General features: G+C 63.2%; 27 protein-coding genes and 4 tRNA genes. 6 read left to right on the top strand and 25 right to left on the bottom strand.

What is annotated here, in order from left to right; all coding sequences use genetic code 11:
• Positions 1-4 precede the first annotated feature (4 nt).
• The 16 genes from ACYP01_RS08500 to ACYP01_RS08425 form a co-directional block, all read right to left on the bottom strand.
• Positions 5-799, bottom strand: a complete 795-nt coding sequence (locus ACYP01_RS08500; protein WP_003942038.1) for an MlaE family ABC transporter permease — start codon at positions 797-799, stop codon at positions 5-7.
• Between the two features lie 9 nt (positions 800-808).
• Entirely contained in the window at positions 809-1930 is a 1122-nt protein-coding gene (locus ACYP01_RS08495) for an ABC transporter ATP-binding protein (protein ID WP_007728450.1), read from the bottom strand.
• Between the two features lie 259 nt (positions 1931-2189).
• Positions 2190-2576 carry a 50S ribosomal protein L7/L12 gene (gene rplL / locus ACYP01_RS08490; RefSeq protein ID WP_003941857.1) on the bottom strand — a complete coding sequence of 129 codons (387 nt, stop codon included), beginning with the start codon at positions 2574-2576 and terminating at the stop codon, positions 2190-2192.
• Positions 2577-2654: 78 nt separating this feature from the next.
• Positions 2655-3239, bottom strand: a complete 585-nt coding sequence (rplJ, locus tag ACYP01_RS08485) for a 50S ribosomal protein L10 (protein ID WP_003942074.1) — start codon at positions 3237-3239, stop codon at positions 2655-2657.
• 419 nt (positions 3240-3658) lie between these two features.
• A complete protein-coding gene (locus ACYP01_RS08480) occupies positions 3659-4351 on the bottom strand; it encodes a hypothetical protein (protein ID WP_283552066.1) in 693 nt (230 codons plus the stop codon).
• 134 nt (positions 4352-4485) lie between these two features.
• On the bottom strand, positions 4486-5205 hold the full coding sequence (rplA, locus tag ACYP01_RS08475) for a 50S ribosomal protein L1 (RefSeq protein ID WP_003941982.1): 720 nt from the start codon (positions 5203-5205) through the stop codon (positions 4486-4488).
• A 109-nt stretch (positions 5206-5314) separates the two neighbouring features.
• A complete protein-coding gene (gene rplK, locus ACYP01_RS08470; RefSeq protein ID WP_003941896.1) occupies positions 5315-5749 on the bottom strand; it encodes a 50S ribosomal protein L11 in 435 nt (144 codons plus the stop codon).
• Positions 5750-5815: 66 nt separating this feature from the next.
• The gene (nusG, locus tag ACYP01_RS08465; protein ID WP_003942049.1) at positions 5816-6652 is read right to left on the bottom strand and encodes a transcription termination/antitermination protein NusG; all 837 of its coding nucleotides are present in this window, start codon (positions 6650-6652) and stop codon (positions 5816-5818) included.
• Between the two features lie 84 nt (positions 6653-6736).
• Positions 6737-7240 carry a preprotein translocase subunit SecE gene (secE, locus tag ACYP01_RS08460; protein WP_003942030.1) on the bottom strand — a complete coding sequence of 168 codons (504 nt, stop codon included), beginning with the start codon at positions 7238-7240 and terminating at the stop codon, positions 6737-6739.
• Between the two features lie 31 nt (positions 7241-7271).
• A tRNA-Trp gene (locus tag ACYP01_RS08455) sits at positions 7272-7344 on the bottom strand.
• A gap of 173 nt (positions 7345-7517) precedes the next feature.
• Positions 7518-7943 (bottom strand): (3R)-hydroxyacyl-ACP dehydratase subunit HadB, encoded by a 426-nt coding sequence (hadB, locus tag ACYP01_RS08450; RefSeq protein WP_003941909.1) that lies wholly within the window; start codon positions 7941-7943, stop codon positions 7518-7520.
• The gene (hadA, locus tag ACYP01_RS08445) at positions 7930-8484 is read right to left on the bottom strand and encodes a (3R)-hydroxyacyl-ACP dehydratase subunit HadA (protein ID WP_019744315.1); all 555 of its coding nucleotides are present in this window, start codon (positions 8482-8484) and stop codon (positions 7930-7932) included. The genes hadB and hadA overlap by 14 nt, the downstream gene beginning before the upstream one ends.
• A gap of 86 nt (positions 8485-8570) precedes the next feature.
• Positions 8571-8738, bottom strand: coding sequence for a 50S ribosomal protein L33 (rpmG, locus tag ACYP01_RS08440; protein WP_003941903.1), 168 nt, complete (start codon positions 8736-8738; stop codon positions 8571-8573).
• 61 nt (positions 8739-8799) lie between these two features.
• Positions 8800-8872, bottom strand: a tRNA-Met gene (locus ACYP01_RS08435).
• A 45-nt stretch (positions 8873-8917) separates the two neighbouring features.
• A tRNA-Thr gene (locus ACYP01_RS08430) sits at positions 8918-8990 on the bottom strand.
• A 312-nt stretch (positions 8991-9302) separates the two neighbouring features.
• Positions 9303-9385, bottom strand: a tRNA-Tyr gene (locus ACYP01_RS08425).
• 224 nt (positions 9386-9609) lie between these two features.
• Between ACYP01_RS08425 and ACYP01_RS08420 the strand changes: the two genes are divergently transcribed.
• Positions 9610-10101 carry a YajQ family cyclic di-GMP-binding protein gene (locus ACYP01_RS08420; protein WP_003941854.1) on the top strand — a complete coding sequence of 164 codons (492 nt, stop codon included), beginning with the start codon at positions 9610-9612 and terminating at the stop codon, positions 10099-10101.
• 71 nt (positions 10102-10172) lie between these two features.
• Here ACYP01_RS08420 and htpX read toward each other — a convergent pair whose 3' ends face one another.
• Together htpX and ACYP01_RS08410 are read right to left on the bottom strand one after the other, a co-directional pair.
• The gene (gene htpX, locus ACYP01_RS08415; protein ID WP_029254860.1) at positions 10173-11036 is read right to left on the bottom strand and encodes a zinc metalloprotease HtpX; all 864 of its coding nucleotides are present in this window, start codon (positions 11034-11036) and stop codon (positions 10173-10175) included.
• Positions 11037-11189: 153 nt separating this feature from the next.
• Positions 11190-12239: a polyprenyl synthetase family protein gene (locus tag ACYP01_RS08410; RefSeq protein WP_037129929.1), complete on the bottom strand. Its 1050-nt coding sequence runs from the start codon at positions 12237-12239 to the stop codon at positions 11190-11192.
• Positions 12240-12343: 104 nt separating this feature from the next.
• On the opposite strand from ACYP01_RS08410, the gene ACYP01_RS08405 reads away from it, so the two are divergent.
• On the top strand, positions 12344-13606 hold the full coding sequence (locus ACYP01_RS08405; protein WP_459679405.1) for a geranylgeranyl reductase family protein: 1263 nt from the start codon (positions 12344-12346) through the stop codon (positions 13604-13606).
• A 55-nt stretch (positions 13607-13661) separates the two neighbouring features.
• Here ACYP01_RS08405 and ACYP01_RS08400 read toward each other — a convergent pair whose 3' ends face one another.
• The 4 genes from ACYP01_RS08400 to menD form a co-directional block, all read right to left on the bottom strand.
• Positions 13662-14360, bottom strand: a complete 699-nt coding sequence (locus ACYP01_RS08400) for a demethylmenaquinone methyltransferase (RefSeq protein WP_003941879.1) — start codon at positions 14358-14360, stop codon at positions 13662-13664.
• A gap of 37 nt (positions 14361-14397) precedes the next feature.
• A complete protein-coding gene (locus ACYP01_RS08395; RefSeq protein WP_459679402.1) occupies positions 14398-15543 on the bottom strand; it encodes a glycosyltransferase family 4 protein in 1146 nt (381 codons plus the stop codon).
• Between the two features lie 68 nt (positions 15544-15611).
• A complete protein-coding gene (locus ACYP01_RS08390; RefSeq protein WP_192712113.1) occupies positions 15612-16055 on the bottom strand; it encodes a DUF3592 domain-containing protein in 444 nt (147 codons plus the stop codon).
• A complete protein-coding gene (menD, locus tag ACYP01_RS08385; protein ID WP_459679399.1) occupies positions 16052-17665 on the bottom strand; it encodes a 2-succinyl-5-enolpyruvyl-6-hydroxy-3-cyclohexene-1-carboxylic-acid synthase in 1614 nt (537 codons plus the stop codon). The genes ACYP01_RS08390 and menD overlap by 4 nt, the downstream gene beginning before the upstream one ends.
• A 68-nt stretch (positions 17666-17733) precedes the next feature.
• Between menD and ACYP01_RS08380 the strand changes: the two genes are divergently transcribed.
• Both ACYP01_RS08380 and ACYP01_RS08375 read left to right on the top strand, forming a co-directional pair.
• Positions 17734-18336, top strand: a complete 603-nt coding sequence (locus tag ACYP01_RS08380; protein ID WP_037129934.1) for a flavin reductase family protein — start codon at positions 17734-17736, stop codon at positions 18334-18336.
• 58 nt (positions 18337-18394) lie between these two features.
• Positions 18395-19222, top strand: coding sequence for a siderophore-interacting protein (locus tag ACYP01_RS08375; protein ID WP_047268902.1), 828 nt, complete (start codon positions 18395-18397; stop codon positions 19220-19222).
• Between the two features lie 66 nt (positions 19223-19288).
• Here ACYP01_RS08375 and ACYP01_RS08370 read toward each other — a convergent pair whose 3' ends face one another.
• Genes ACYP01_RS08370 through ACYP01_RS08360 form a run of 3 tightly spaced genes read right to left on the bottom strand, consistent with a single transcriptional unit; the run spans position 19289 to position 21425 of the window.
• Entirely contained in the window at positions 19289-19735 is a 447-nt protein-coding gene (locus tag ACYP01_RS08370; RefSeq protein WP_003941973.1) for a DUF6918 family protein, read from the bottom strand.
• Positions 19736-19783: 48 nt separating this feature from the next.
• On the bottom strand, positions 19784-20779 hold the full coding sequence (locus ACYP01_RS08365; protein ID WP_459679396.1) for an o-succinylbenzoate synthase: 996 nt from the start codon (positions 20777-20779) through the stop codon (positions 19784-19786).
• A 1-nt stretch (position 20780) separates the two neighbouring features.
• Complete coding sequence (locus tag ACYP01_RS08360) at positions 20781-21425, bottom strand: PaaI family thioesterase (protein ID WP_037129937.1); 645 nt, start codon at positions 21423-21425, stop codon at positions 20781-20783.
• An 83-nt stretch (positions 21426-21508) separates the two neighbouring features.
• Here ACYP01_RS08360 and ACYP01_RS08355 point away from each other — a divergent pair, with 83 nt between their 5' ends.
• Positions 21509-22402, top strand: a complete 894-nt coding sequence (locus tag ACYP01_RS08355; RefSeq protein WP_024487301.1) for a 1,4-dihydroxy-2-naphthoyl-CoA synthase — start codon at positions 21509-21511, stop codon at positions 22400-22402.
• Between the two features lie 28 nt (positions 22403-22430).
• The coding region (locus ACYP01_RS08350; protein WP_459679393.1) for a VOC family protein at positions 22431-22812 on the top strand (382 nt) is incomplete at its 3' end.

The following is a 22812-nucleotide window of genomic DNA, read 5'->3' as shown; positions in this document are numbered from 1 at the left end:
TAGGTCAAGATCCCTTCGCCGGCACGATCTGGAGGTACACCATCGTCAGAATCAGATTGGCGAAGAACAACAGCAGGAACGTGATGACGACGGCCTGGTTCACCGCCTCACCGACGCCCTTCGGGCCACCGGACGGGTGGAGTCCCTTGTACGCGGAGATCACACCAGCGATGACACCGAACACCGCGGCTTTGATCTCACCGCTCCAAATGTCCGGTAGCTGCGCAAAAGCTGAGAACGACGAGATGTAGGCACCGGGGTTACCGCCCTGCAGGATCACGTTGAAGAAGTAACCACCCGCGATACCGACGACGGACACCAGTCCGTTGAGCAGAACAGCGATCAGCACCATCGCGAGTACACGCGGAACCACCAGGCGCTGAATCGGATTGATTCCGAGGACTTCCATCGCGTCGATCTCTTCACGGATGGTTCGAGAACCGAGATCGGCCGTCACGGCCGATCCGGCCGCACCGGCGACCAGCAACGCTGTCACCAGGGGGCTACCCTGCTGGATCACCGCCAGGACGCTGGCAGCGCCGGTGAACGATTCTGCACCCAACTGCTTGATCAGCGAACCGGTCTGCAGTGAGACGACGGCGCCGAAAGGGATGGCTACCAATGCCGTCGGCAAAATTGTCACGCTGGCGATGAACCAGGCCTGCTCGATGAACTCACGGAACTGAAATGGACGCCGGAACGTATTCCTGACGACGTCGACAAACAGTTCGACGATGTTTCCGGCCTGAGTTAATGCTCCGTTGACCGGACTCAGAACCGAGTTGCGGGTAACCCCCATCCGATATGCCTACCCTTGCCCGTGTGTCGTGTTTCCGTAGGGATCGCCCTCGTATGCAGGAATGACCTGCGTGTCTTGCGAGTTGTCGTTCCACTCCCCCTGATAGCCGCTCGCTTCGGCGTACTGGGGATCGTACTGCCCAGTTCCGTCAACCTCGTCGAGGCTGTCCTGAATCGCCGCCTGTGCGTTAGCTGGGAGGGTGTGCATGATCTGACGGACCCGCTCCTGGCGACGACGAACAGCCTGACGCTCCGGGTTTCCGGGGGTGGCCTTCATCTGCGGCACGATGCCCTCGACGTCGTCGACACCACCGGCGTGGTGACCGGCGTCGACGAGCGCCTGCTCGTGCGCCATCTGAGCCTCGTCCTTCTCCTCTGACATACCGATCGGACCGATCATCGTTCCGTTGAGGAACTGCTTGACGACGGGCTCGTCCGAGGTGAGCAGCACCTCACGAGGACCGAACATCACCAACTGACGACGGAAGAGCATGCCGATGTTGTCCGGCACCGTGCGTGCGAGGTTGATGTTGTGCGAGACGATCAGAATCGTCGCGTCCGACTGGGCGTTGATGTCGATCAGCGTTTGGCTGATGTACGTCGTACGCACCGGATCCAGACCGGAGTCGGGCTCGTCGACGAGGATGATCTCGGGATCGAGAACGAGTGCACGCGCCAGACCGGCACGCTTGCGCATACCGCCGGAGATCTCACCGGGAAGCTTGTCCTCGGCGCCGACCAGACCCGTGAGGTCCAACTTCTCCATCACGATCTTGCGGATATCGGATTCCGACTTCTTGGTGTGCTCACGAAGCGGGAAGGCGATGTTGTCGTACAAGTTCATCGAGCCGAACAGTGCGCCGTCCTGGAAGAGAACGCCGAACAGCTTGCGGATCTCGTAGAGCTCCTTGGAGGAGCACTGCAGGATGTCCGTGCCGTCGATGACGATGGAGCCTTGTTCAGGGCGGAGCAGTCCGATCAGGGACTTCAGGAACACCGACTTACCGGTACCCGAAGGCCCGAGCAGTGCGCTGACCTCACCCGCGGGAAGTGTCAACGACACGTCCTGCCAAATCCTCTGCGACCCGAAAGACTTTGTCAGTCCTTGTACCGCTACCTCGACTCCCACCATTACCTCCGCGACGTCCGTTGCATGCATGCACCCGTGTGGGTTGGGTCACTCTATCGCATGGGAGTGGTACCCGTGACTGCGAATACTACTAACGAGTAGGGAAGAAGCATAATTCAGATCACAGCCTAGTTCGGACACCCCTCCCACCTGCATGAATTCCGGCATATCACCCGCGAAAAAAGTTCAAAAAAAGAGGGCCACTCCCCGTGGGGAGTGGCCCTCTTCGTTACTACTCGCGAAGAGCAGCGGGAAAACCGTCTTACTTGATGACGATCTTTGCGCCGGCAGCTTCGAGCTTTTCCTTGGCAGCCTCTGCGGCGTCCTTGGCAACCTTCTCGAGGATGGCCTTCGGAGCGCTCTCGACGAGATCCTTGGCTTCCTTCAGGCCGAGGCCGGAAACGACCTCACGGACGACCTTGATGACCTGGATCTTCTTGTCGCCAGCCGACTCGAGGACGACGTCGAACTCGTCCTGCTCTTCAGCAGCTTCTGCGCCGGCAGCCGGTGCGCCTGCAGCGGCGACGGCGACGGGAGCAGCAGCGGTGACCTCGAAGGTCTCCTCGAATGCCTTAACGAACTCCGAGAGCTCGAGGAGGGTGAGCTCCTTGAACTGGTCCAACAACTCTTCGGTGCTGAGCTTCGCCATTGTGGCGGTCCTTCCTGTAAGTCCCATGTCGCTGATCCGCGACCGGGCGGGGTTATAGCAGTGATGCGCGGGTGCGGATCAGCTTTCGGCTTCGGCCTCGGCCGGAGCCTCGGTGGCAGCCTCTGCGGGGGCCTCTGCGGCTCCGCCTTCTGCAGCCTTCTTCTCCTGCAGGGCAGCGGCCAGACGGGCCATCTGCGAAGCGGGAGCATTGAACAGGCCTGCGGCCTTTGCCAAGTTGCCCTTCATCGCGCCGGCAAGCTTTGCCAACAGGATTTCGCGGGATTCGAGATCCGCGATCTTGTTGACCTCTTCCACGGACAGCGCAGCGCCGTCCATGTAGCCGCCCTTGATGATGAGCGCCTTGTTGTCCTTAGCGAAGTTCTTCAGAGCCTTCGCAGCGTCGACCGGTTCGCCCTTGATGAATGCAATGGCGGTCGGACCAACGAACAGGTCATCAAGGCCCTCGATGCCAGCCTCTGCGGCGGCACGCTTGACCAGGGTGTTCTTGGCGACGGAGTAGGTGGCACCTTCTCCGAGAGCGCGTCGCAGTGTCGTGATGTTGCCAACCGAAAGGCCACGGTATTCCGTGACCACAGCGGCGGTCGAACCCTTGAACTGCTCGGTGATTTCCGCAACTGCGGAAACCTTCTCAGGCTTTGCCATACTTCGCCTCCTCTCGTGACAGTCGTTGTCCCACTCAGGAACCGCTGCACCTCATCGGGGTGAACCCGAGAAGACACAGTCCGCGACATGCAAAACGCCCCGGCGCAAGCGCACGGGGCGTACAGAGGAAACATGAAGAAGAGGCTTACGAATCAGCGTAACGATGCAAAGCGAGGCAGTGCATAACCAGGCAAACTGTAGAACCACTACATCAAGCTATCCCCCTACCTCGTTCACCTACGTGGGCCGCCGGGCACTCCCGGACTTTCAACCACACCCATCACTGAGTGCAATCACCAACGGTCTTGGGTAGAACATGATTTTGGGGTGAAGTTCATAACCAGCACTGAACTCCGCGTCGAAGACTACCTGACTGCTCGCTGCATAACCAAATCGGGTTCGTCACGCACCCGGTTTCTTCAAGCACCGATGGCCCTGGCGATCTTGTGTTCGATTGCTGCCCGAGCTCGGTCCGGCAACACCAGCAGTCCATCGAGTTCCTTGTGGGCCTTCCGATACGCACTCTGACGTTCCTGTGGCGTCGCGCCCTCGTCCATGGCCAGTCGCAGCAGACGTTGCGCCCTTACCAGGCGCTCTTGTTCGTCGAGGGTGAATCCGCTCCGTCGGCGGCGCTTCGCCTCAGCTTCCGCGATTTCGAAGGCGATCGCGTAAGCGTGCACCGCCTCGCGGTACTCGGTTTGTGCCTGCTGGTTGCCGATCATCGTCTCCGGATTGCCTGGGCGAAGCAGATCGGCACGATATTTGGCTCTATGAAACTCGGCGGTCAAAGGCTCGCGCATGTCCGTCATCATCGGGGTGTCGAGCAGTGTGACCGGGTCGAGCTCGTACGCGAACCATCGGGCGTCGACCGCATCGTGCTGCTCGATGGCCTTGGCCAGCTCTCGGCGCTGCGTTTCTTCGTCGGCGTGATGTTGCGCGTTGGCCTGCGCGATGGCGACCTTGGTCTGCTGCTTGAGCCGGAAGCGCTCTTGCCGGCGCTCGATCCGCCTTTCGTTGGCAACCGCGACACCTTTCAGCGCCCCACCGATGGTGCCGCCGAATACGAAGATCAGCCACCAAAAGTTTCCGAGGAACTGGAACGCTTCGTGCATACCCCGATGATGCCACCGTTAGATCGATACCACCGTTGGACCGATACCACCGGCAGGGATCACCCTCTCCCGAAACGACAAGAAGGCCGGCAGGGAGTGATCCCTGCCGGCCTTCTTGTTCGTATGCGGACTGCTTACGCGTCTGCAGCATCCTCGAGGAGGTTGCGAGTACGGTTCGGATCCACCGGGATGCCCGGACCGGTGGTCGTCGAGACCGTGATCTTCTTCACGTAGCGGCCCTTGGCCGACGAGGGCTTCGCACGCAGGATCTCGTCCAGGGCTGCGCCGTAGTTCTCCACCAGCTTCTCATCGTCGAACGATGCCTTGCCGATGACGAAGTGCAGGTTGGCCTGCTTGTCGACGCGGAAGTTGATCTTTCCGCCCTTGATGTCGTTGACAGCCTTGGTGACATCCGCCGTGACGGTGCCCGTCTTCGGGTTCGGCATCAGGCCACGCGGTCCGAGGACACGGGCGATGCGGCCGACCTTGGCCATCTGATCAGGAGTCGCGATTGCGGCGTCGAAATCGACCCATCCACCCTGGATGCGCTCGATCAGGTCTTCTGCACCGACTACGTCAGCGCCTGCAGCCTCGGCTTCTGCTGCCTTCTCTCCAACAGCGAACACGATGACGCGAGCGGTCTTACCGGTGCCGTGGGGCAGGTTGACCGTTCCGCGGACCATCTGGTCAGCCTTACGGGGGTCGACGCCCAGACGAACTGCAACCTCAACGGTTGCATCCATCTTGGTGGACGACGTCTCCTTGGCGAGCTTTGCAGCCTGAAGCGGGCTGTAGAGCTTGTCTGCGTCGATCTTCTCAGCGGCGGCGAGGTACGCCTTGCTGCGCTTTGCCATTTGTTCTGTCCTTACTTGTCACTGCAGCGAATTATTTGTGCAGTGGTGAATGGTTCAGTTGTGGTCGGGGCCTGGCCGGCCCTCCCACGTAATGCTGTGGAGCGGACTATCAGCCCTGGACCGTGATGCCCATGGAACGAGCGGTGCCGGCGATGATCTTCGCGGCCTGCTCGATGTCATTGGCATTGAGGTCTTCAGCCTTGGTCTTCGCGATTTCGCGCACCTGATCCATGGTCACCGAGGCAACCTTGGTCTTGTGCGGTTCGCCGGAGCCCTTGGCGACGCCGGCTGCCTTGAGGAGCAGCTTGGCGGCGGGAGGGGTCTTCAGCTTGAAATCGAAGGTCCGGTCTTCGTAGACCGAGATCTCGACCGGCACAACGTTGCCGCGCTGGGACTCAGTCGCCGCGTTGTAGGCCTTGCAGAACTCCATGATGTTCACGCCGTGCTGACCGAGCGCGGGACCCACGGGAGGTGCAGGGTTAGCCTGACCTGCCTGGATCTGCAGCTTGATGAGCCCGGCGAGCTTCTTCTTCTTTGGGGGCATCTCTAGTTCCTAGTTTCTAGCTTGGGTGTGTGTCTTGCGTCGAACAAATTGCAAGTTTTGGGGTGGTCAGATCTTCGCGACCTGGTTGAAGTTGAGCTCAACCGGGGTTTCACGACCGAAGATCGACACGAGAACCTTGAGCTTCTGCTGCTCGCCGTTGACCTCGCTGATGCTGGCCGGAAGGGTTGCGAACGGGCCGTCCATGACGGTGACCGACTCGCCGACCTCGAAGTCGACCTCGATGAGGGGCTTGCCGAAGGACTCGGACGGTGCCTCGCCTGCTGCGACGGCGGCCGCTGCAGCCTGCTGCTTCTTCTGCTCCTGCTGCGGGAGCAGGAACTTGACGACCTCGTTGAGGGTCAGCGGCGAGGGACGCGACGTGGCACCGACAAAACCGGTGACACCAGGCGTGTTGCGCACGGCGCCCCACGACTCGTCGTTGAGCTCCATGCGAACGAGGATGTATCCGGGCAGAACCTTGCGGTTGACCTGCTTGCGCTGGCCGTTCTTGATCTCGGTGACCTCTTCGGTGGGAACTTCCACCTGGAAGATGTAGTCGCCGACATCGAGGTTCTGAACGCGAGTCTCGAGGTTGGTCTTGACCTTGTTCTCGTAACCGGCGTACGAGTGGATGACGTACCAGTCACCCGGGGCGCGGCGCAGCGCAGCCTTGAGTTCGGCAACGGGATCCTCGACCTCGAGCTCGGCGGCGGGAGCGGCCTCGTCGGAGTTCTCGGCATCGTCGGAGATGACGTCCTCGGTCGCTGCAGCGTCTGCATCAGTGCCTTCGGCAACGTCTGCATCGGTGCCTTCGGCAACCACGACGTCTACTTCGGCTGCCGCCTCGGCAGAAACACGCTCTTCGGCCAAAGCCTCATTCGTGTCGTTCTCGGGGGTGCTCACTGGGGCACTCGCTTCCTCTCGTTACTCGGACCCGGGTCGGGTCTTGTCGCGCTCGCAGGCAAAGACGCCCGACTGCTACGGCGATCAGCCGAACAGCCAGGTGACACCCTTGATCACAGCGATATCGACGCCGCTGATGAAAGCGACCATGAAGACCACGAACGTCAGCACGACGCTGGTGTAGGTGATCATCTGCTTGCGGTTCGGCCAGATGACCTTACGGAGTTCTGCGATGACCTCGCGGAAGAATTTGCGCAGGCGCTTGAAGATGTTGTCCTTCTTCGCCTTGGGCTTCTTGCCGGGGTTCGTTGCAGTCGGCTTGGCCGAAGATGTCCGGGATGCCGTCCGGGCCGGAGTCTTCACGGTGGACGCGCTGACCGAGGCGCCGCGTGCAGCGCGCTTGCCGGTCGGCTTGTTGGAAACCCCACTGGATGCGGAGGGAGCCTTCTCGGCACCGTCCTTGTCCAACGAAAGATCGGAACGCGTAGTCGCGTCAGCTGCAGTGTCGTCGACACCGGTCGAATCGGCAGACGGTGAAGTCTCCGCATCCGAAGTGTCGGCGTCGCGCTTGGCGCGCTCCTCGCTCACGTCGTTCCTCTCAGTCGCTGGCATCCGGGGGCAGGGGCGACAGGACTTGAACCTGCAACCTGCGGTTTTGGAGACCGCTGCTCTGCCAGTTGAGCTACGCCCCTTTGGTTGACCTCGACAGGTAGACCCTGCCTGAATCAACCGTTCTGCGATCACACAACATACGCGCTACCCGAGGTGAATGTCTTGCAACATTCAGGGCAGCGCGCAGCGCTGAGGAATCCCAGAAATCTCAGTGTACTTCAAAGCCCCGGAACAAACACAATCCGCCCTGCGATCAGGCTAGACGGACCGTGGCAGTGGCACGACCGAAGATCTTCTTACCTTCGGACTTGGCCACAATTGCCAGTACTGCGGTCTTGCTTTCTTCGTCGATCGACTTCACCTTGGCGGTGAACTCGATCTCGGCAGCCTTGTCGGCTGCCACGATCACCGGGCTCGTGAACCGTACGTTGTACTCGGTCACTGCGCCCGGATCTCCCAGCCATTCGGTGACGTAGCCGGCACCGATGCCCATGGAGAGCATGCCGTGCGCGACGACGTCCGGCAAGCCGGCAAGTCGTGCGACCTCGTCACTGAAGTGAATCGGATTGGGATCTCCCGAAACACCCGCGTAGTTGGCGAGGTTTCCACGCGTCAGGGTGACGGACTTCTCGGGGAGAAGTTCGCCGACACTCACGTCGGAAAATTTACGAAGCGACATGCATCATCACGTCCTTGACTGCGTGGGCGATGTTCTCGTCCACTTCCCCACCCGTTCGAGCAACAAGCGTCGTCCACGTGGTGACGACTGCTTCGTCGTTCTGATCGGTGATGATGTTCTTGGTCACGATGATGTCGCTACCTGCGGCCTGCCTGAACGAATCCAGGAAGACGTCGCAGAAGAGTCGGTCACCTACCTGCATGGGCTTGTGCAGCACCAAACGCTGATCGGTCTGAAGAATCTGACTCAGGTCGTAGCCTGTGACGATCTCTTCGAACAGACGTCGCTGAGCAATGGCACCCACGATGGCGACGAACGTGATGGGAGCGATCAGGCCGTCATATCCGAGGCCCTTGGCTGCCGACTCGTCGTAGTGCGCGGGATGGGCGTCCTGGACGGCGCGAGCGAACTCGCGCACCTTCTCGCGTCCGACCTCGTAGAAGTCTTCGACACGATAGTGGTGACCGACCATCTGGACGGCATGAGCGGCCGGGTCCGTAGGGACCTCGGCCGCTGCCTGGTTCTCTTGCAAATCTGTCACGCGGTGAGACTCTCTTCTTGCTAGGACCCGAAGACGCAGGCCCAGAGAGGGTCTTCCGCGAAAATCGTCGTCCTGTTAAGGACTTACTACTTCGACTCGCGATGCGACTGGTGGGTTCCGCAGTTGGGGCAGAACTTCTTGAGCTCCAGGCGATCGGGGTCGTTGCGCCGATTCTTCTTGGTGATGTAGTTGCGGTGCTTGCATACCTCGCAGGCCAAGGTGATCTTGGGCCGAACGTCGGTCGAGGAGGCCACGGGATGCCTTCTTTCGGGTGTATCTGATTACGAGCAATCAGGGTGGATCATGCATATTGTGTAGCGGTGACCGGACTTGAACCGGCGACGCAACGATTATGAGTCGTTTGCTCTACCAACTGAGCTACACCGCCTCGGTGTCGAGTGTCGCGCGGAAAGCACGGCACCACAATCCAGCGAGCCCCCTAACGGAATCGAACCGTTGACCTTTTCCTTACCATGGAAACGCTCTACCGACTGAGCTAAGGGGGCGTGGCTCAGGAGTGCGTTGCCGCTCTCTTGAAGCCTCCGAAAGATTACACACGAACGAGCGCCAGCACCAAATCCGCTGGTCATCGGGGCAAAAATGGTGCCGGAGCCCATTGTTGCACCGATCGGGGCCGCTGGCGAGGGCTTTGCGGGAACCAACTTGACCCCGCACTCCCCCGAAGCCATCCCCAGAAGCACTCCCGAGGCCCCTGAGCCGCAGCCGACGCCGGCGTCACCAACGCGCACCCGACCTCGGAACAAGCACAAAAAAAGTCAGCCCCGACTCTCGTAAAGAGAATCGGGGCTGACTTGGTGTGGCAGATGTAGGATTCGAACCTACGTAGGCATAAGCCGACGGATTTACAGTCCGCTCCCATTGGCCGCTCGGGCAATCTGCCGTGCTTGCACCAGGCTTCGATCCGGCGCATTCGCAAGTATATCGCGACGTGCGGCGGCCGAAAACGGCTTCCTCGGTGCGGTGAGAAGAATACAACGAACACACCCCCATTTTGCAAACCGGGTGGTAACGGGCAGTGCCGACCCGATAACGTCGAGGTGTCCACCGGTATGGAAGGTGGGCGGAACTCGATGTTCGTGAACTACCGGAAAGCGGGAGTGTGAAGTGGCTGATTCGTCCTTCGACGTGGTGAGCAAGGTTGACCGTCAAGAGGTGGACAACGCCCTGCATCAGGCTGCCAAGGAGTTGACCACGCGTTTCGACTTCCGAAACACGGGAGCGTCGATCGAGTGGTCTGGTGAAGAGACGATCACGTTGAACGCCGACACCGAGGAGCGACTGCTGGCCGCCCTCGACGTGTTCAAGGAGAAGTTGATCCGTCGTGACATCTCGCTGAAGGCATTCGATGCCGGCGAGCCGGCGCAGTCCGGAAAGATCTACAAGCTGTCCGGAACCTTGGTCCAGGGCATCAGCAGCGAGAACGCGAAGAAGATCACCAAGAAGATTCGCGACGAGGGCCCCAAGGGCGTCAAGGCGCAGATCCAGGGTGAGGAACTTCGTGTGAGCAGCAAGAAGCGCGACGACCTCCAGGGCGTCATCTCCCTGCTCAAGGGTGAGGACTTCGGGATCGCCCTGCAGTTCGTGAACTACCGGTAGTAGGGGCTGCGCCCCTGTGCGCCTTTTTGGTAGTTCCGACGACCAGAAAGGCTCACAGGGGCCGAAGGCCCCTACATCCCCGCCATCTTCTCCAAACGCTCGATCCGGTCCGCCATGGGCGGATGCGTCGAGAACAGCTTGCTGACCTTGTCCCCCGCTCTGAAGGGGTTGGCGATCATCAGGTGGGACTGCGCCGCGAGCTTGGGCTCAGGCGGCAACGGCGCGGCTGCGACGCCAGACTCGAGCTTGCGCAGCGCCGACGCCAACGCCAGCGGGTCACCGGTGAGCTCGGCTCCTGATTGATCCGCCTGGTACTCGCGAGAGCGCGAGACGGCCAGCTTGACCACGGTTGCCGCGATCGGTCCCAGTAGGGAGACGAGCAGCAGCGCGATCGGATTGCTTCCCTGCCCGTTCCCTCGGCCGCCGAAGATGCTCGCGTACATCGCGAAGTTGGCCAGGCCAGAGATGACGCTGGCCATCGCGCCGGCCACGGACGAGATCAAAATGTCCCGGTTGTAGACGTGGGAGAGTTCGTGCCCGAGCACGGCACGCAGTTCGCGTTCGTTCAGGATCTGCATGATGCCGCTGGTCACGCACACCGCGGCGTGCCGAGGGCTACGACCGGTGGCAAACGCGTTCGGGGCGTTCGTGGGGCTGATGTACAGCCTGGGCATCGGTTGGTGCGCCGTAGTGGCGAGTTCGCGCACGATCCGATAGATCGCCGGTGCCTCGACCTCGGTGATGGGCTGGGCGCGCATCGATCGAAGCGCCAGCTTGTCGCTGTTGAAGTACACGTAGGCATTCATGCCGACGGCAAACAGAACGGATCCCCACAGAAGGAACGGGCTGTTGAACAGCGAGCCGATGAAGACGATCAGCGCCGACATCCCCACCAACAAGCCGAATGTCTTCGCACCGTTCGCGTAGCCGTGCAAACCGCTCACCTCTTGCCTCGCTGGAGCCGAAGGCTCACCCGAACTCCCCGGTGTATGCACCGGTTCTGTTCAGTCAACGAAGGACAGGGTCATCAGGGTTCCCACCCAGTGACTGTCGGGGTTTCCACCCGGTAGCCCCGATTCGCCGAGGTGTCAGCCGACTCGTTCGATCGTGTAATCGACGAGACGCACGAGCGCTTCGTTGGCCGGTCCCTGCGGGAGCTCAGCCAACTGAGCTTTCGCCGCGACGGCATACTCGCCCAGCTTTGCCTTCGCCTTGACCATGCCCGGCGAACGCTCGAGCAGTTCGAGAGCTTCTTCTACCAGGGCATCTTCGGTAACCGGGCCCGCGAGCAGCTCCCGCAGGCGATCTGCGTCGGCCCCTTCTTCGCGGAACGCGTACAGGACGGGCAGGGTGTGGACACCCTCGCGCAGGTCGGTGCCTGGAGTCTTGCCGGACTGCGCCGAGACGGACGAGATGTCGATGATGTCGTCGGAGATCTGGAACGCGGTGCCGACGGCGTCACCCAGGCGCTCGAGGCGCTCGATGTGAGCTGCGTCGGCGCCGGAGAAGGTGCCGCCGAAGCGTCCCGAAGCAGCGATCAGCGAACCGGTCTTCTCCCACACGACCTTGAGGTAGTGCTCGACCGGATCCTGCTCCTTCTTGACACCGATCGTCTCGCGCATCTGGCCGGTGACCAGTTCGGCGAATGTTTCGGCGATGATCCGAACGGCCTCGGGTCCGAGCGTCGACACCAGTCGTGATGCGTGCGCGAACAGATAGTCGCCGGCCAGGATCGCCACACTGTTTCCCCAGCGGGCGTTGGCGCTGGGTGCTCCGCGCCGCATGGACGCCTCGTCCATGACGTCGTCGTGATAGAGCGTCGCCAGATGAACGAGTTCGGTGACAGTCGCTGCGGTGATGATCGACGGATCGTTCGGCACCGGTCCGAGTTGCGCGGTCAGGATCGTGAACAACGGACGGAAGCGCTTTCCACCAGCTCGCGCGAGATGCAGCGCGGCCTCGGTGAGGAAGTCTTCTCCGTCGGACAGCTCGCTGACCAACAACTCCTCGACATCGGAGAGTCCACCACGCACTACTGCGGCGAGCTGTTCGTCGCCCAGGTCGATGCCTGCAACGACGGTGCTCGATGCGGTTGCGTCGGCAGCAGTCTTTTCGGTGCTCACGATGTCAGTACCCATTCCTGTCGTCAGTGACGGCTCGGTTCCCACGGTAGTGAACCTAGCGGTTCGCACTCGGGACGGCCTCGCCACGGTGGCGATCGCGAGCCTGGGAAGATGTGAGTGTGTCCGTAGAAGAGCAGTCCCCCGTCGTCGATACGCTTCCGACCGAAACCGACATTGTGGTCATCGGCGCAGGTCCCGCGGGTTCTTCGGCCGCGGCATGGGCCGCCCGCAGCGGCCGAGACGTCGTGCTGGTGGACGCTGCCGTGTTCCCGCGAGACAAGACTTGTGGTGATGGACTCACTCCGCGCGCCGTAGCCGAACTGGATCTCCTCGGCCTCGGCGAGTGGGTTCGGTCACACACGACGAACAAGGGACTACGGTTGTCCGGCTTCGGACAAGAACTCGAACTCGAGTGGCCAGGGACGTCGTTCCCGCCGATCGGCAGCGCCATCCCCCGCACCGAACTCGACGACGCCATTCGCCGGTGCGCCGTCGAATCGGGCGCGGTCATGGTCGAGGGCACCAAGGCTGTCGACGTCGAACTCGACGGTGATCGAGTAGCCGCCGTCGTACTCGCCGGCCCCTCGGGACGAAGCACCCTTCGTTGTCGGACGCTGATCATCGCCGACGGCGTTCGCTCGACGCTCGGCAAGAAGCTGGGACGGCAGTGGCACCGGGACACCGCGTACGGCGTCGCGGCACGCGCGTATGTCGCGACGCCGCGCAGCGCCGACCCGTGGATCACCTCGCATCTGGAACTGCGGGACGCGGAGGGCACGTTGCAGGCGGGGTACGGCTGGATCTTCCCGCTCGGTACCGGCGAGGTGAACATCGGCGTCGGGACACTGGCGACGTCCAAGCGCCCGGCACCAGGTGCCCTGCGACCCTTGCTGGACCTCTACACCGATCAGCGCCGAAGCGAGTGGCAGTGGAGCAGCGAACTACATTCCGTCGCTTCGGCTTTGCTACCCATGGGTGGAGCAGTTTCCAACATCGCCGGACGCAACTGGGCCGTGATCGGCGACGCCGCAGCGTGCGTGAACCCGCTCAACGGTGAGGGTATCGACTACGGCCTCGAAGGCGGACGTCTCGTGGTCGAACAGCTCGGCGCCGACGACCTCACGGAGCTGTGGCCAACCGTGCTTCGGGAGCATTACGGGCAGGCGTTCTCGGTCGCGCGCCGGCTCGCAGGCCTGCTGACGGTTCCGCAATTCCTGCCCGCGTCGGGTCCGATCGCGATGCGCTCACGGGCACTGATGACGGTCGCCGTTCGGGTGATGGGGAACCTCGTCACCGACGCCGACGCCGATCTGACGGCAAAGGCCTGGCGCGCGTCGGGGGCCGCGTCGAGAAAGATCGACTCCCGACCGCTGTTCGGTTGAGCAAGTGCTGTGCGCCTTTATTAACCGCCGGGGGTTGATAAAGGCGCACAGCAGTTCAGGCAGTGGCGTAATGCAGCGCCACGATGCCGCCGGTGAGGTTGCGCCACTTGACGTTCTTCCACCCGGCAGCCTCGATCTTCCGTGCCAGCTCTTCCTGGGTCGGCCAGGCACGGATCGATTCGGCGAGGTAGACGTAGGCGTCGGGGTTGCTGCTGACGGTGCGTGCGACCTGCGGGAGCGCCTTCATGAGGTACTCCATGTAGACCGTGCGGAAGGGCCCGAAGACGGGCGTCGAGAACTCACTGACGACGAGGCGGCCGCCCGGCTTGGTAACGCGGGCGATCTCACGCAGTCCGGCTTCGAAGTCGGAGACGTTGCGCAGGCCGAAGGAAATCGTCGCGGCGTCGAACACGTTGTCGGCATAGGGCAGGTACATCGCGTCACCTGCGACCATCGGAACTTTGCGCGAGATTCCGGCCTTGAGCATTCCCTTGGAGAAGTCGGTGGCGACGCACCAGGCACCGGAGCGCCCCAGTTCGACGGTCGAGACTCCGGTTCCGGCGGCGAGGTCGAGCACCTTCTCGCCCGGCTTGAGGTCGAGGGCTTCGCGGGTGGCCTTGCGCCAACCCTTGTCCTGGCCGAAGGACAGCACGGTGTTGGTGAGGTCGTATCGCTCCGCGACGTCGTCGAACATCGACGCTACTTCGTGCGGTTGCTTCTCGAGAGTTGCTCGGGTTCCGTGTGTAGTGGCCACACCCGAAACGCTACCAACCCTCGGGCAGCGAGGGCGTTCAGGCTGCTCTGGCACCCGTTCGCCGCCCGAGGCCCTGCACGTCCTCGTAGTGACGGAGCAACTCTTCGCAGATTGCCAGCCAGGTCCGGTGCAGCACCGAGCGCCTCGCCGCGGAGCCGAACTGCACCCGCAGATCACGCTGACGAAGTGCGTCCACGGCGCTTGGCAGGAGTTCGGTGAACCTGTCCGTCGGCAGGAGGTAGCCGTTGCGGCAATGCGAGATCAGGTCACGCGGGCCACCGGCGTCCGGTCCGACGACGGGCACACCGCTCGCGAGGGCTTCCTGAACCGCCTGGCAGAAGGTCTCGTGCTCGCCGGGGTGAACGAATACGTCCAGGCTCGCATAGGCGTCGGCCAGCGCGGTACCGCCCAGTTGTCCGGTGAAGATCGCGTCCGGCATCAGTCGTCGTAGGTTCTCGCGGTCCGGGCCGTCTCCGACGACGACGATCTGCACACTGGGATCGCCGGCCAGGGCCGCCAATCGTTCGACGTGCTTTTCGGGCGCGAGGCGGCCGACGAAGCCGACCACCAAGCGGTCGCTGTCGCCGATCCAGGACTGCCGCAACACCGAGCTACGACGCGAAGGCGCGAATCGCTGTGCGTCGACGCCGCGGGCCCACCGGTGGACACGCGGAATGCCGTGCTCTTCGAGGGCGTCGACTGCCGACGTGGAGGGCGCGAGGGTCCTGTTGCAGCTCTTGTGGATTCGACGGGTCCACGCCCACGCGGCGCGGCTGGTGACGCCGAGCCCGTAGCTTTCGGCAAATCCGGCGACATCGGTTTGGTAAACCGCGACGGTGGGGATTCCGAGGCGTTTGGCGACGGCAACTCCCCCGGCACCGAGCAGGAACGGTGACGCCAGATGTACGACGTCGGGCGCGAAGGTCCGCACGGCCGTCGTCAGACGTGGTTGTGGCAGGCCGACGGGGAGTGAACTGACTTTGGGCACCATGACGGCTGGCACCCGAACCACCTGAACGCCTTCGTGTTCGGTGGCGGCAGAGGTGTCGGATCCGACGGTGTCCGGCGCAATGACCATGGCGTCGTGGCCAGTGCGATCGAGGTGTTCGAGCACGCGTAGTACCGAGTTGGTGACGCCGTTCATGTTCGGCAGGAATGACTCCGCAACGATGGCTACTCTCACACCGAGAACGGTGACAGGGCCAGGAAAAGTCCACGTCATGTTCGTGTGAAGTTCGGGCGAAGCGCGAACTAACTCGAGGCGACCGGCGCCGAACCCGGAGCTCCCGCTTCCCGCTTGCGCAGGTACCAGATCGACGGTCCGGCCAGGAGCCACGTCACGACGATCACCGATCCTGCCGGGATCAGCGCCACCGTCGCGTTACGTCCTGCTACCCGAACCAAATCGGGCTCGGTCTTGTAGTACTCCACCTCGATGCGCTGTCCCACAGTCAGATTGGTGGGGTAGAGAACGCCGAGTTCAGGGTTGTGATTCGCGCCGTCCGGTGTCACGAAGCTGATCGCCGAACGTAGCGAGCCCGCCGAGAGCACCTCGGCGGTTGCGGTCCCCATGTTCGATTCGATGGTCCGATCGTTGCGCCAGGCACCGAGAACCAGAATCACCGCGAGCACGGAAATGCCGACCGCAACCACCAGCACACCGATGCGGAGGCGACGCAGAACCGTTTGCGTCACAGCTGTGCCCGCACGGAAGCGTGGAGTTCGCGCAGCCCACTGCGATCCGTCGCGACCTCGAGCACACGAATGCCGTTGGCCGGTTGCGCCAGCGTCGTTGCCAGGGCGTCGACGTTGACCGCTGCGTGCGGCACGCGGTAGGCCGCACAGAGCGCGGCCAGGTCCATGCCGTGCGGAGTTCCGAAGACTCGCTCGAAGACTCCGGCGTACTGCGGGTCGCCTTGTTCGAGGAGCTCGAAGATACCGCCGCCGTCGTCGTTGGCGACGACGATGGTGAGGTCGCTCGGCCTCGGCTCACCGGTCCCGATCAGCAGCCCGGACGCGTCGTGCAGGAAGGTGAGGTCGCCCATGAGAGCGACGGTCCGGCCGCCCTCGTACGCCAACGCGGCGCCCACCGCCGCCGAGACGGTGCCGTCGATACCTGCGACGCCGCGATTCGACAGCACCCGCACGGCGGGCTTGGGATAGCTCACGAGTGCCGCGTCGCGAACAGGGTTGGATGCGCCGAGCAGAAGCTGGTCGCCGTCCGCGAGAGCATCCATCACAGCAGCTGCCACGTGCAGGCCGGTGGCCTTGGGGTGGGCGTCGAGTTGCTTGCGGACGGCAGTTTCGGCGTGTTCGGTCAGCGCGGCGCATCGAGCGATCCAGGCGGGATCGGGAGTCCCGGTGACCACTGCTCTGGTTCCGGTGGCGAGTACGTTGCCGGATACGTCCGGCCAGCGCGGCCCGGTAGTCAGCGCGTAGACGTCGACGCCCGGGTCGGCCAGCACCTTCGAGACCTGACGATGCAACGTCGGGCGGCCGGTGATGATCGCCTGCTTGGGCTTGAGTTGCGAGAGCGCGAGTGGATGCAGTGCGATCCCGTGCATCGGAGCCGTCGGCTCGGCCACGGTCGGCAGGCCGGCCAGCTCAGGCCGAAGTGCGCTGCCGTGTCCGGAAATGACCACCGTATCTGCGGTGAGGTCCAGATCGACCGGAACATCGAGCGTCGCGTTCTGGGTGGTGGTCCAGGCCGCACCGCCGGGACGGCCCTCCGGGACCGGTCCCTGCACGTGCACGTCCGGCACCAGCGGCTCACGAAGTGGTATGTCGAAATGCACCGGACCCGCATTTCCGGATCGGGTTCCGCGGGCAGCGGCGAGGACCCGGCATACCGCCGAGCGCCACTGGCTGTTCTGCGTCGAATCGTCCTCCGCCAGGCCCAGGCTGATGGTGGCCCGGACTTGACTGCCGAAGAGCCCGAGTTGCTCGACGGTCTGGTTGGCGCCGGTGCCGAGCATCTCGTACGGCCGGTTGGCGCTCAGGACCACCAGCGGCACTCGCGCGTAGTTGGCCTCGAGGACAGCGGGTCCGAGATTCGCGACGGCGGTCCCGGAAGTCATCACGATGGGGACCGGTCGTTTCCCGGCGATTGCCAGTCCGAGTGCCAGAAAGCCTGCTGTCCGCTCGTCGATCCGCATGTGCAGACGCAACCGGCCGTCGAGATCGGCGGCCTGGAGGGCAAATGCGAGGGGCGCGTTGCGAGAGCCTGGACACAGCACGACTTCACGCACGCCACCACGAACCAGTTCGTCGACGACGGCTGTGGCTTGTGCAGTGGACGGATTCACGCCTTCAAGAGTGTCAGATGTTCGGGCGCAAGCATGCCCAGGGGCGGGGACAGCGGCATTATGTGTGGGTGCGCACACTCTTCGATCCAGCCGATCTCGAACCCCGTCGGTTCTATCAGTTACTCACCGCTTCGGTGGTCCCCCGGCCGATTGCCTGGGTGTCCACCCTGTCGGCGGACGGCGTCGGCAATCTGGCTCCGTACAGCTTTTTCACCGTGGCAAGTTCGGCGCCGCCGATCGTGCAGTTCACGTCGGTCGGACGCAAGGACAGTCTGCGCAACATCGAAGCGACCGGCGAATTCGTGATCAACCTGGCGACTGCCAGGCTTGCCGACGTGGTGAACCAGAGTTCCGCCTTCTACGACGCCGAGGCCGACGAGTTTCTCGAGTTGAACATCCGTAGCGAGCCGAGCGAGCGGGTTCGCCCCGTCCGGGTCGCCGACTCCCCGATCGCCATCGAATGCACGCTCCACCAGGTGATCGAGGTCGGTAATTCATTTGTCGTGATGGGAAATGTGGTCGCGGTCGCGGTACGTCCCGAGGCTGTCGCCGACGACGGCCTACCGGACTTCGCGGCAATCGCACCGATGAGCCGACTTGGCCGAGCGCAGTGGGGTCTTCCTCCCGAAGTCGTCGAAAAGGACAGACCCACCACTCCACAGCGACCGTAAATCAGGTTAGGGTTACCTGATTAGGTACGAGTAACAGTTAATCAGGGAGCAACCAGTCATGGCCAAGCGCGCCAAGTTCGTGAAACCGGCCTCACGCAGCATCGTGTCGGCGCAGGTCGTGGCGAACAAACGAATCAGCCCCAGCTTCATCCGGGTGACCATTGCCGGCGAAGAGCTGTCCACCATCGCTCAGATGGGTGCCGATCAGTGGTTCCGCATGTTCATCCCGCAGGTCGGCCAGAGTGAACTCCGGTTGCCGAGCGCGGCCAGCAATCTCTGGTATGCGCAGTACCTGTTGATGTCCAAGGACACGCGACCCGTCGTGCGCAACTACACGATTCGCGCCTACCGTGCCGCCGGATCCGGTCTCTTCGGCGAGACCACGGAGATCGACATCGACTTCGCTTACCACGGCGACATCGGCCCGGCATCCGCGTGGGCGGACACCGCGTCGGCCGGCGACGAGGTCGCCCTCTTGGACGAAGGCTGCATCTACAACCCCACACCCGAGGCCAAGTGGCAACTGCTCGTCGGCGACGAGAGTGCACTTCCCGCGATCATCGGCATTCTGGAATCCGCGCCCGCAGACCTGCGTGCCGAGGTCTTCGTCGAGATTCCGAACATCGAAGACAAGCAAGACATTCCGGAGTTGGCGAACGTCAACGTGCATTGGCTCGTTCGCGAGGACGAACACGCGACGCCGGGTGTTCTGACCCTCGAGACCGTCCGCGCCGCCGAACTGCCCGAGGGGCCGTCGTACACCTTTGTCGCCGGCGAACAGGCACTCACCACCGGGCTGCGTCGGCACCTCGTGAACGACCGGAAGTTCGCCAAAACCGACATCACCTTCACCGGCTTCTGGCGCCACGGACATTCGGCTCACTGACAAACGCACCGAACACGACGAGTGGCCCGGGAGAAACTCCCGGGCCACTCGTCGTTTTACGTTCGCTTATGCAGCGTGCTTCTGGATCACATCGCCCAGACGCGGCAGAGCTGCAGTCACATGCTTCTTCGCCGAACCGCGCAGCTTCGAGTACATCGACTTGACGACGGCCTTGTCGCTGCCCTCGATACGCTCGTCCGTCACCTCGAGGAGGGAATCGGCAACCGCGTCACCGCGGGCGCTGATGAAATCGGCGAAGCTGCCTTCGCCGGAAGCCGAGAATTCCTGCCAGTACGGCTCGAGCTTTGCCACGAAAGCCGGCAGAAGCGCGGTGACGGCGTCCGGCACGATGGACGGGCTCACCTTCTTGACCGCGCCGTAGCCACCCTTGAGAGCCAGCCCTGAGGCCCCCGACTTATCCGAAACCTCTGCGTCGATCAAGGTCTGCACGTCCGCGACGACCGCGGGAACCCGTGATTCCTCGAGCAGGGTTTCGTTCAGAGCTGCAACCACTTTCGATCCCTTCATTCTTCACTGATGTTCATCAGGTCGCGCCCGAGACTATACGAAATTCGGCTGGTCTCTACTGCCGAGTATCCGATGGCAGCGCCTGGCCCTCTCCAACCACCAGTCGCGCCGGTCTGCGGGCGCGGCCAGCGTCTCGAGCAGAACCGGATCAGGCTCGACGGCACCAACGGATAAAGCCCCGTCGACGGCTGCTCCGGTGACCGCGACATCCCGGATGAACAGGCCGCCTGTACCGAGACCGCAGGCAAACGGAAGCGAAGGCAACGCTGCCGCGGCAGCCAGCCCCGCTGACATCCCCACAGCCGTGTCCAGCGCACTCGAGACCACCACCGGCACCCCGTAGTCCGCCAGCTGCGCCGACAGCGCCACCACAGCACGCATTCCGCCCAGCGGCGGCACCTTCACGACGGCGACGTCCGCTCCCCCCGCTCGTACGACGCGCAGCGGGTCCTCGGCACGGCGAATGCTCTCGTCGGCAGCGATCCGCACACCGGTCCCCGCGGCGCGGACCCTGACCAGTTCCTCGACGCTTGCACAAGGCTGCTCGGCGTATTCGAGTTCACCGTCATCGGTGATCGCTCGCAAGGCCGTGATCGCCTCGTCCACGCTCCACCCGCCGTTGGCGTCGACGCGCACGTTCGGGATGTGCCGACGCACCTCGTTCACCCGGGCGACGTCCTGCGCCAGCGACTGTCCCTTCTCGGCGACCTTGACCTTGGCTGTCCGGGCTCCGGGGAACCGCTCCAGCAATTCCGGAACGGCAGACGCGTCGATCGCCGGCACGGTCGCGTTGACGGGAACTGCGTCACGAAGCGCAGGCGGCGGACCCAGCCACGCCGCCTCGATCCCGGCGAGCAGCCACTGCGACGCCTCGTCGTCGTCGTACTCCACGAACGGGGCGAATTCTCCCCACCCGGCCGGGCCGCGAACGAGCAGGGCCTCACGAGTCGTGATGCCGCGAAAGCGAACTCGCATCGGTAGTGCGAGCACCACGGCGTCCGCGATCAGATCGTCGAACGAGGGGAACATGTCAGGGCTGTCCCGGAAGCAGTTCGATCATGAGCGCCTCACCGTCGGCGAGGAGCTTGCCGTCGAGATCGGTCAGGCGCGCGCTGACAAAAGTCTTGCGACCCTCGACCCGATCCACCTGCCCCTCGATCACCAGTTGTTGATTGAGCGGAGTGATCGCGCGGTAATTGATGTGGAGGTAGCCGGTGCGGGAGATCGGACGGCCACCCGCGTGGACCGTCATCCCGAAGACGTCGTCGAACAGCAAGGGCAGGACACCGCCGTGAGCGGCGCCGTTGCCGCCCAGGTGGTAGCGGCGGAAGACGCCGGTACTGCGGACTCCTTCGGTGTCGAACTTCTCGACCATCCACGGGAGCATGAGGAGGCTGCCGCGTCCGGGCAGTTGGATGTTCGAGCCCGCGGGCGACTTGCCTTCCGGGACCTCGTACGGAGTCAACCGATCGGCAAGCTCTTCGGCTTGCGTAGCGATGTCTGCGAGTACGTCGTCGGGAACATTGGTCGAGACGGCAAGGTCCTGCAACCTGCGCATCGCTTCGACGAAGCGGCCGAAGTCCGGACCTGCGGGAGTGTGCCGGAACCGTGGAAATCCGCCCCGCTTCTCACCGTCTGTGACGATCTCCGTGCCGTCTGCGGTTTGTTCGCTCATGACCTGCACGTTAGCGCGCCCGGGAACGTGTTCTACCTCAGGTATCCGTTAGACGCGCGAGCCGTGCCTCTATCGTGGCTCAGGTGACCTTCAACCCGCAGCTCTGGCGCCCTGTCCCCGGATTCGAGAACCTCACCGACATCACCTACCACCGGCATGTCAGCCAAGGCACCGTTCGCGTCGCCTTCGACCGACCGGAAGTGCGTAATGCGTTCCGCCCGCACACCGTCGACGAGTTGTACCGCGCGCTCGATCACGCCCGGATGACCTCCGACGTGGGAGCGGTGCTCCTGACCGGCAACGGACCGAGCGAGAAGGACGGCGGTTGGGCGTTCTGCTCCGGCGGAGACCAGCGCATCCGTGGTCGCAGCGGCTACCAGTACGCCGAAGGTGAAACGGCGGACACCGTCGACAAAGCACGCGCCGGGCGCCTGCACATCCTCGAGGTCCAGCGCTTGATCCGCTTCATGCCGAAGGTCGTGATCTGCCTGGTCAACGGCTGGGCTGCGGGCGGCGGCCACAGCCTGCACGTGGTGTGCGACCTGACGCTCGCCAGCCGCGAGCACGCACGGTTCAAGCAGACCGACGCCGACGTCGGAAGCTTCGACGGCGGCTACGGCAGCGCCTATCTGGCAAAGATGGTGGGCCAGAAGTTCGCTCGCGAGATCTTCTTCCTGGGTGAGACGTACACCGCCGAGGAAATGCATCAGATGGGCGCGGTCAACAAGGTTGTCGACCACGCTGAACTCGAGAACGTCGCGATCGACTGGGCCGGCAAGATCAACGGCAAGTCGCCGCAGGCACAGCGGATGCTCAAGTACGCGTTCAACCTGCAGGACGACGGGTTGGTCGGCCAGCAGCTGTTCGCCGGTGAGGCAACACGTTTGGCGTACATGACCGACGAGGCCGTCGAGGGTCGTGACTCGTTCCTCGAAAAGCGTGATCCCGACTGGTCACCATATCCCTGGTATTTCTGACACAGTAGGTGCGAGAGGGAGGTCGGACGTGGAGATTCTGAGCAGTCGGACGATATTGCGCCCGAGCGAGTACGAACGAACGCTGAGCTTCTACCGAGACACCCTCGGTCTGGCGATCGCTCGTGAATATCCCGGCGGCACAGTCTTCTTCGCCGGCCAAGGTCTGATCGAAGTCGCTGCGCACGGCGGCACCGGCGAGGGCGGCTTTCGCGGCGCGATCTGGCTGCAGGTCCGGGACCTCACTGCCGTTCAGACCGAACTGGTTCTCGCCGGGGTCAAGATCGCGCGCGAGGCAAGACAGGAACCGTGGGGTCTACACGAGATGTGGATCGCCGACCCGGACGGGACACCGATCGTGATGGTGCAGATCCCGGAGGACCATCCCATCCGACGCGATTCCCGGCCACCGT

The sequence above is a fragment of the Rhodococcus sp. no. 34 genome, from assembly GCF_054589475.1.
Note: the sequence above shows the minus strand (reverse complement) of the source record. Positions and strands in the feature narration are given on the sequence as shown.

Coding starts and splice junctions, on each gene's coding strand:
- ACYP01_RS08375 (WP_047268902.1), top strand. CDS start 18,395: ATGGCCAAGCGCGCCAAGTTCGTGAAACCGGCCTCACGCAGCATCGTG.
- rplL (WP_003941857.1), bottom strand. CDS start 2,576: ATGGCGAAGCTCAGCACCGAAGAGTTGTTGGACCAGTTCAAGGAGCTC.
- rplK (WP_003941896.1), bottom strand. CDS start 5,749: ATGCCCCCAAAGAAGAAGAAGCTCGCCGGGCTCATCAAGCTGCAGATC.
- rplJ (WP_003942074.1), bottom strand. CDS start 3,239: ATGGCAAAGCCTGAGAAGGTTTCCGCAGTTGCGGAAATCACCGAGCAG.
- ACYP01_RS08500 (WP_003942038.1), bottom strand. CDS start 799: ATGGGGGTTACCCGCAACTCGGTTCTGAGTCCGGTCAACGGAGCATTA.
- hadB (WP_003941909.1), bottom strand. CDS start 7,943: ATGTCGCTTCGTAAATTTTCCGACGTGAGTGTCGGCGAACTTCTCCCC.
- rplA (WP_003941982.1), bottom strand. CDS start 5,205: ATGGCAAAGCGCAGCAAGGCGTACCTCGCCGCCGCTGAGAAGATCGAC.
- ACYP01_RS08360 (WP_037129937.1), bottom strand. CDS start 21,425: ATGAGCGAACAAACCGCAGACGGCACGGAGATCGTCACAGACGGTGAG.
- ACYP01_RS08365 (WP_459679396.1), bottom strand. CDS start 20,779: ATGTTCCCCTCGTTCGACGATCTGATCGCGGACGCCGTGGTGCTCGCA.
- ACYP01_RS08495 (WP_007728450.1), bottom strand. CDS start 1,930: ATGGTGGGAGTCGAGGTAGCGGTACAAGGACTGACAAAGTCTTTCGGG.
- ACYP01_RS08410 (WP_037129929.1), bottom strand. CDS start 12,239: ATGGGTACTGACATCGTGAGCACCGAAAAGACTGCTGCCGACGCAACC.
- ACYP01_RS08480 (WP_283552066.1), bottom strand. CDS start 4,351: ATGCACGAAGCGTTCCAGTTCCTCGGAAACTTTTGGTGGCTGATCTTC.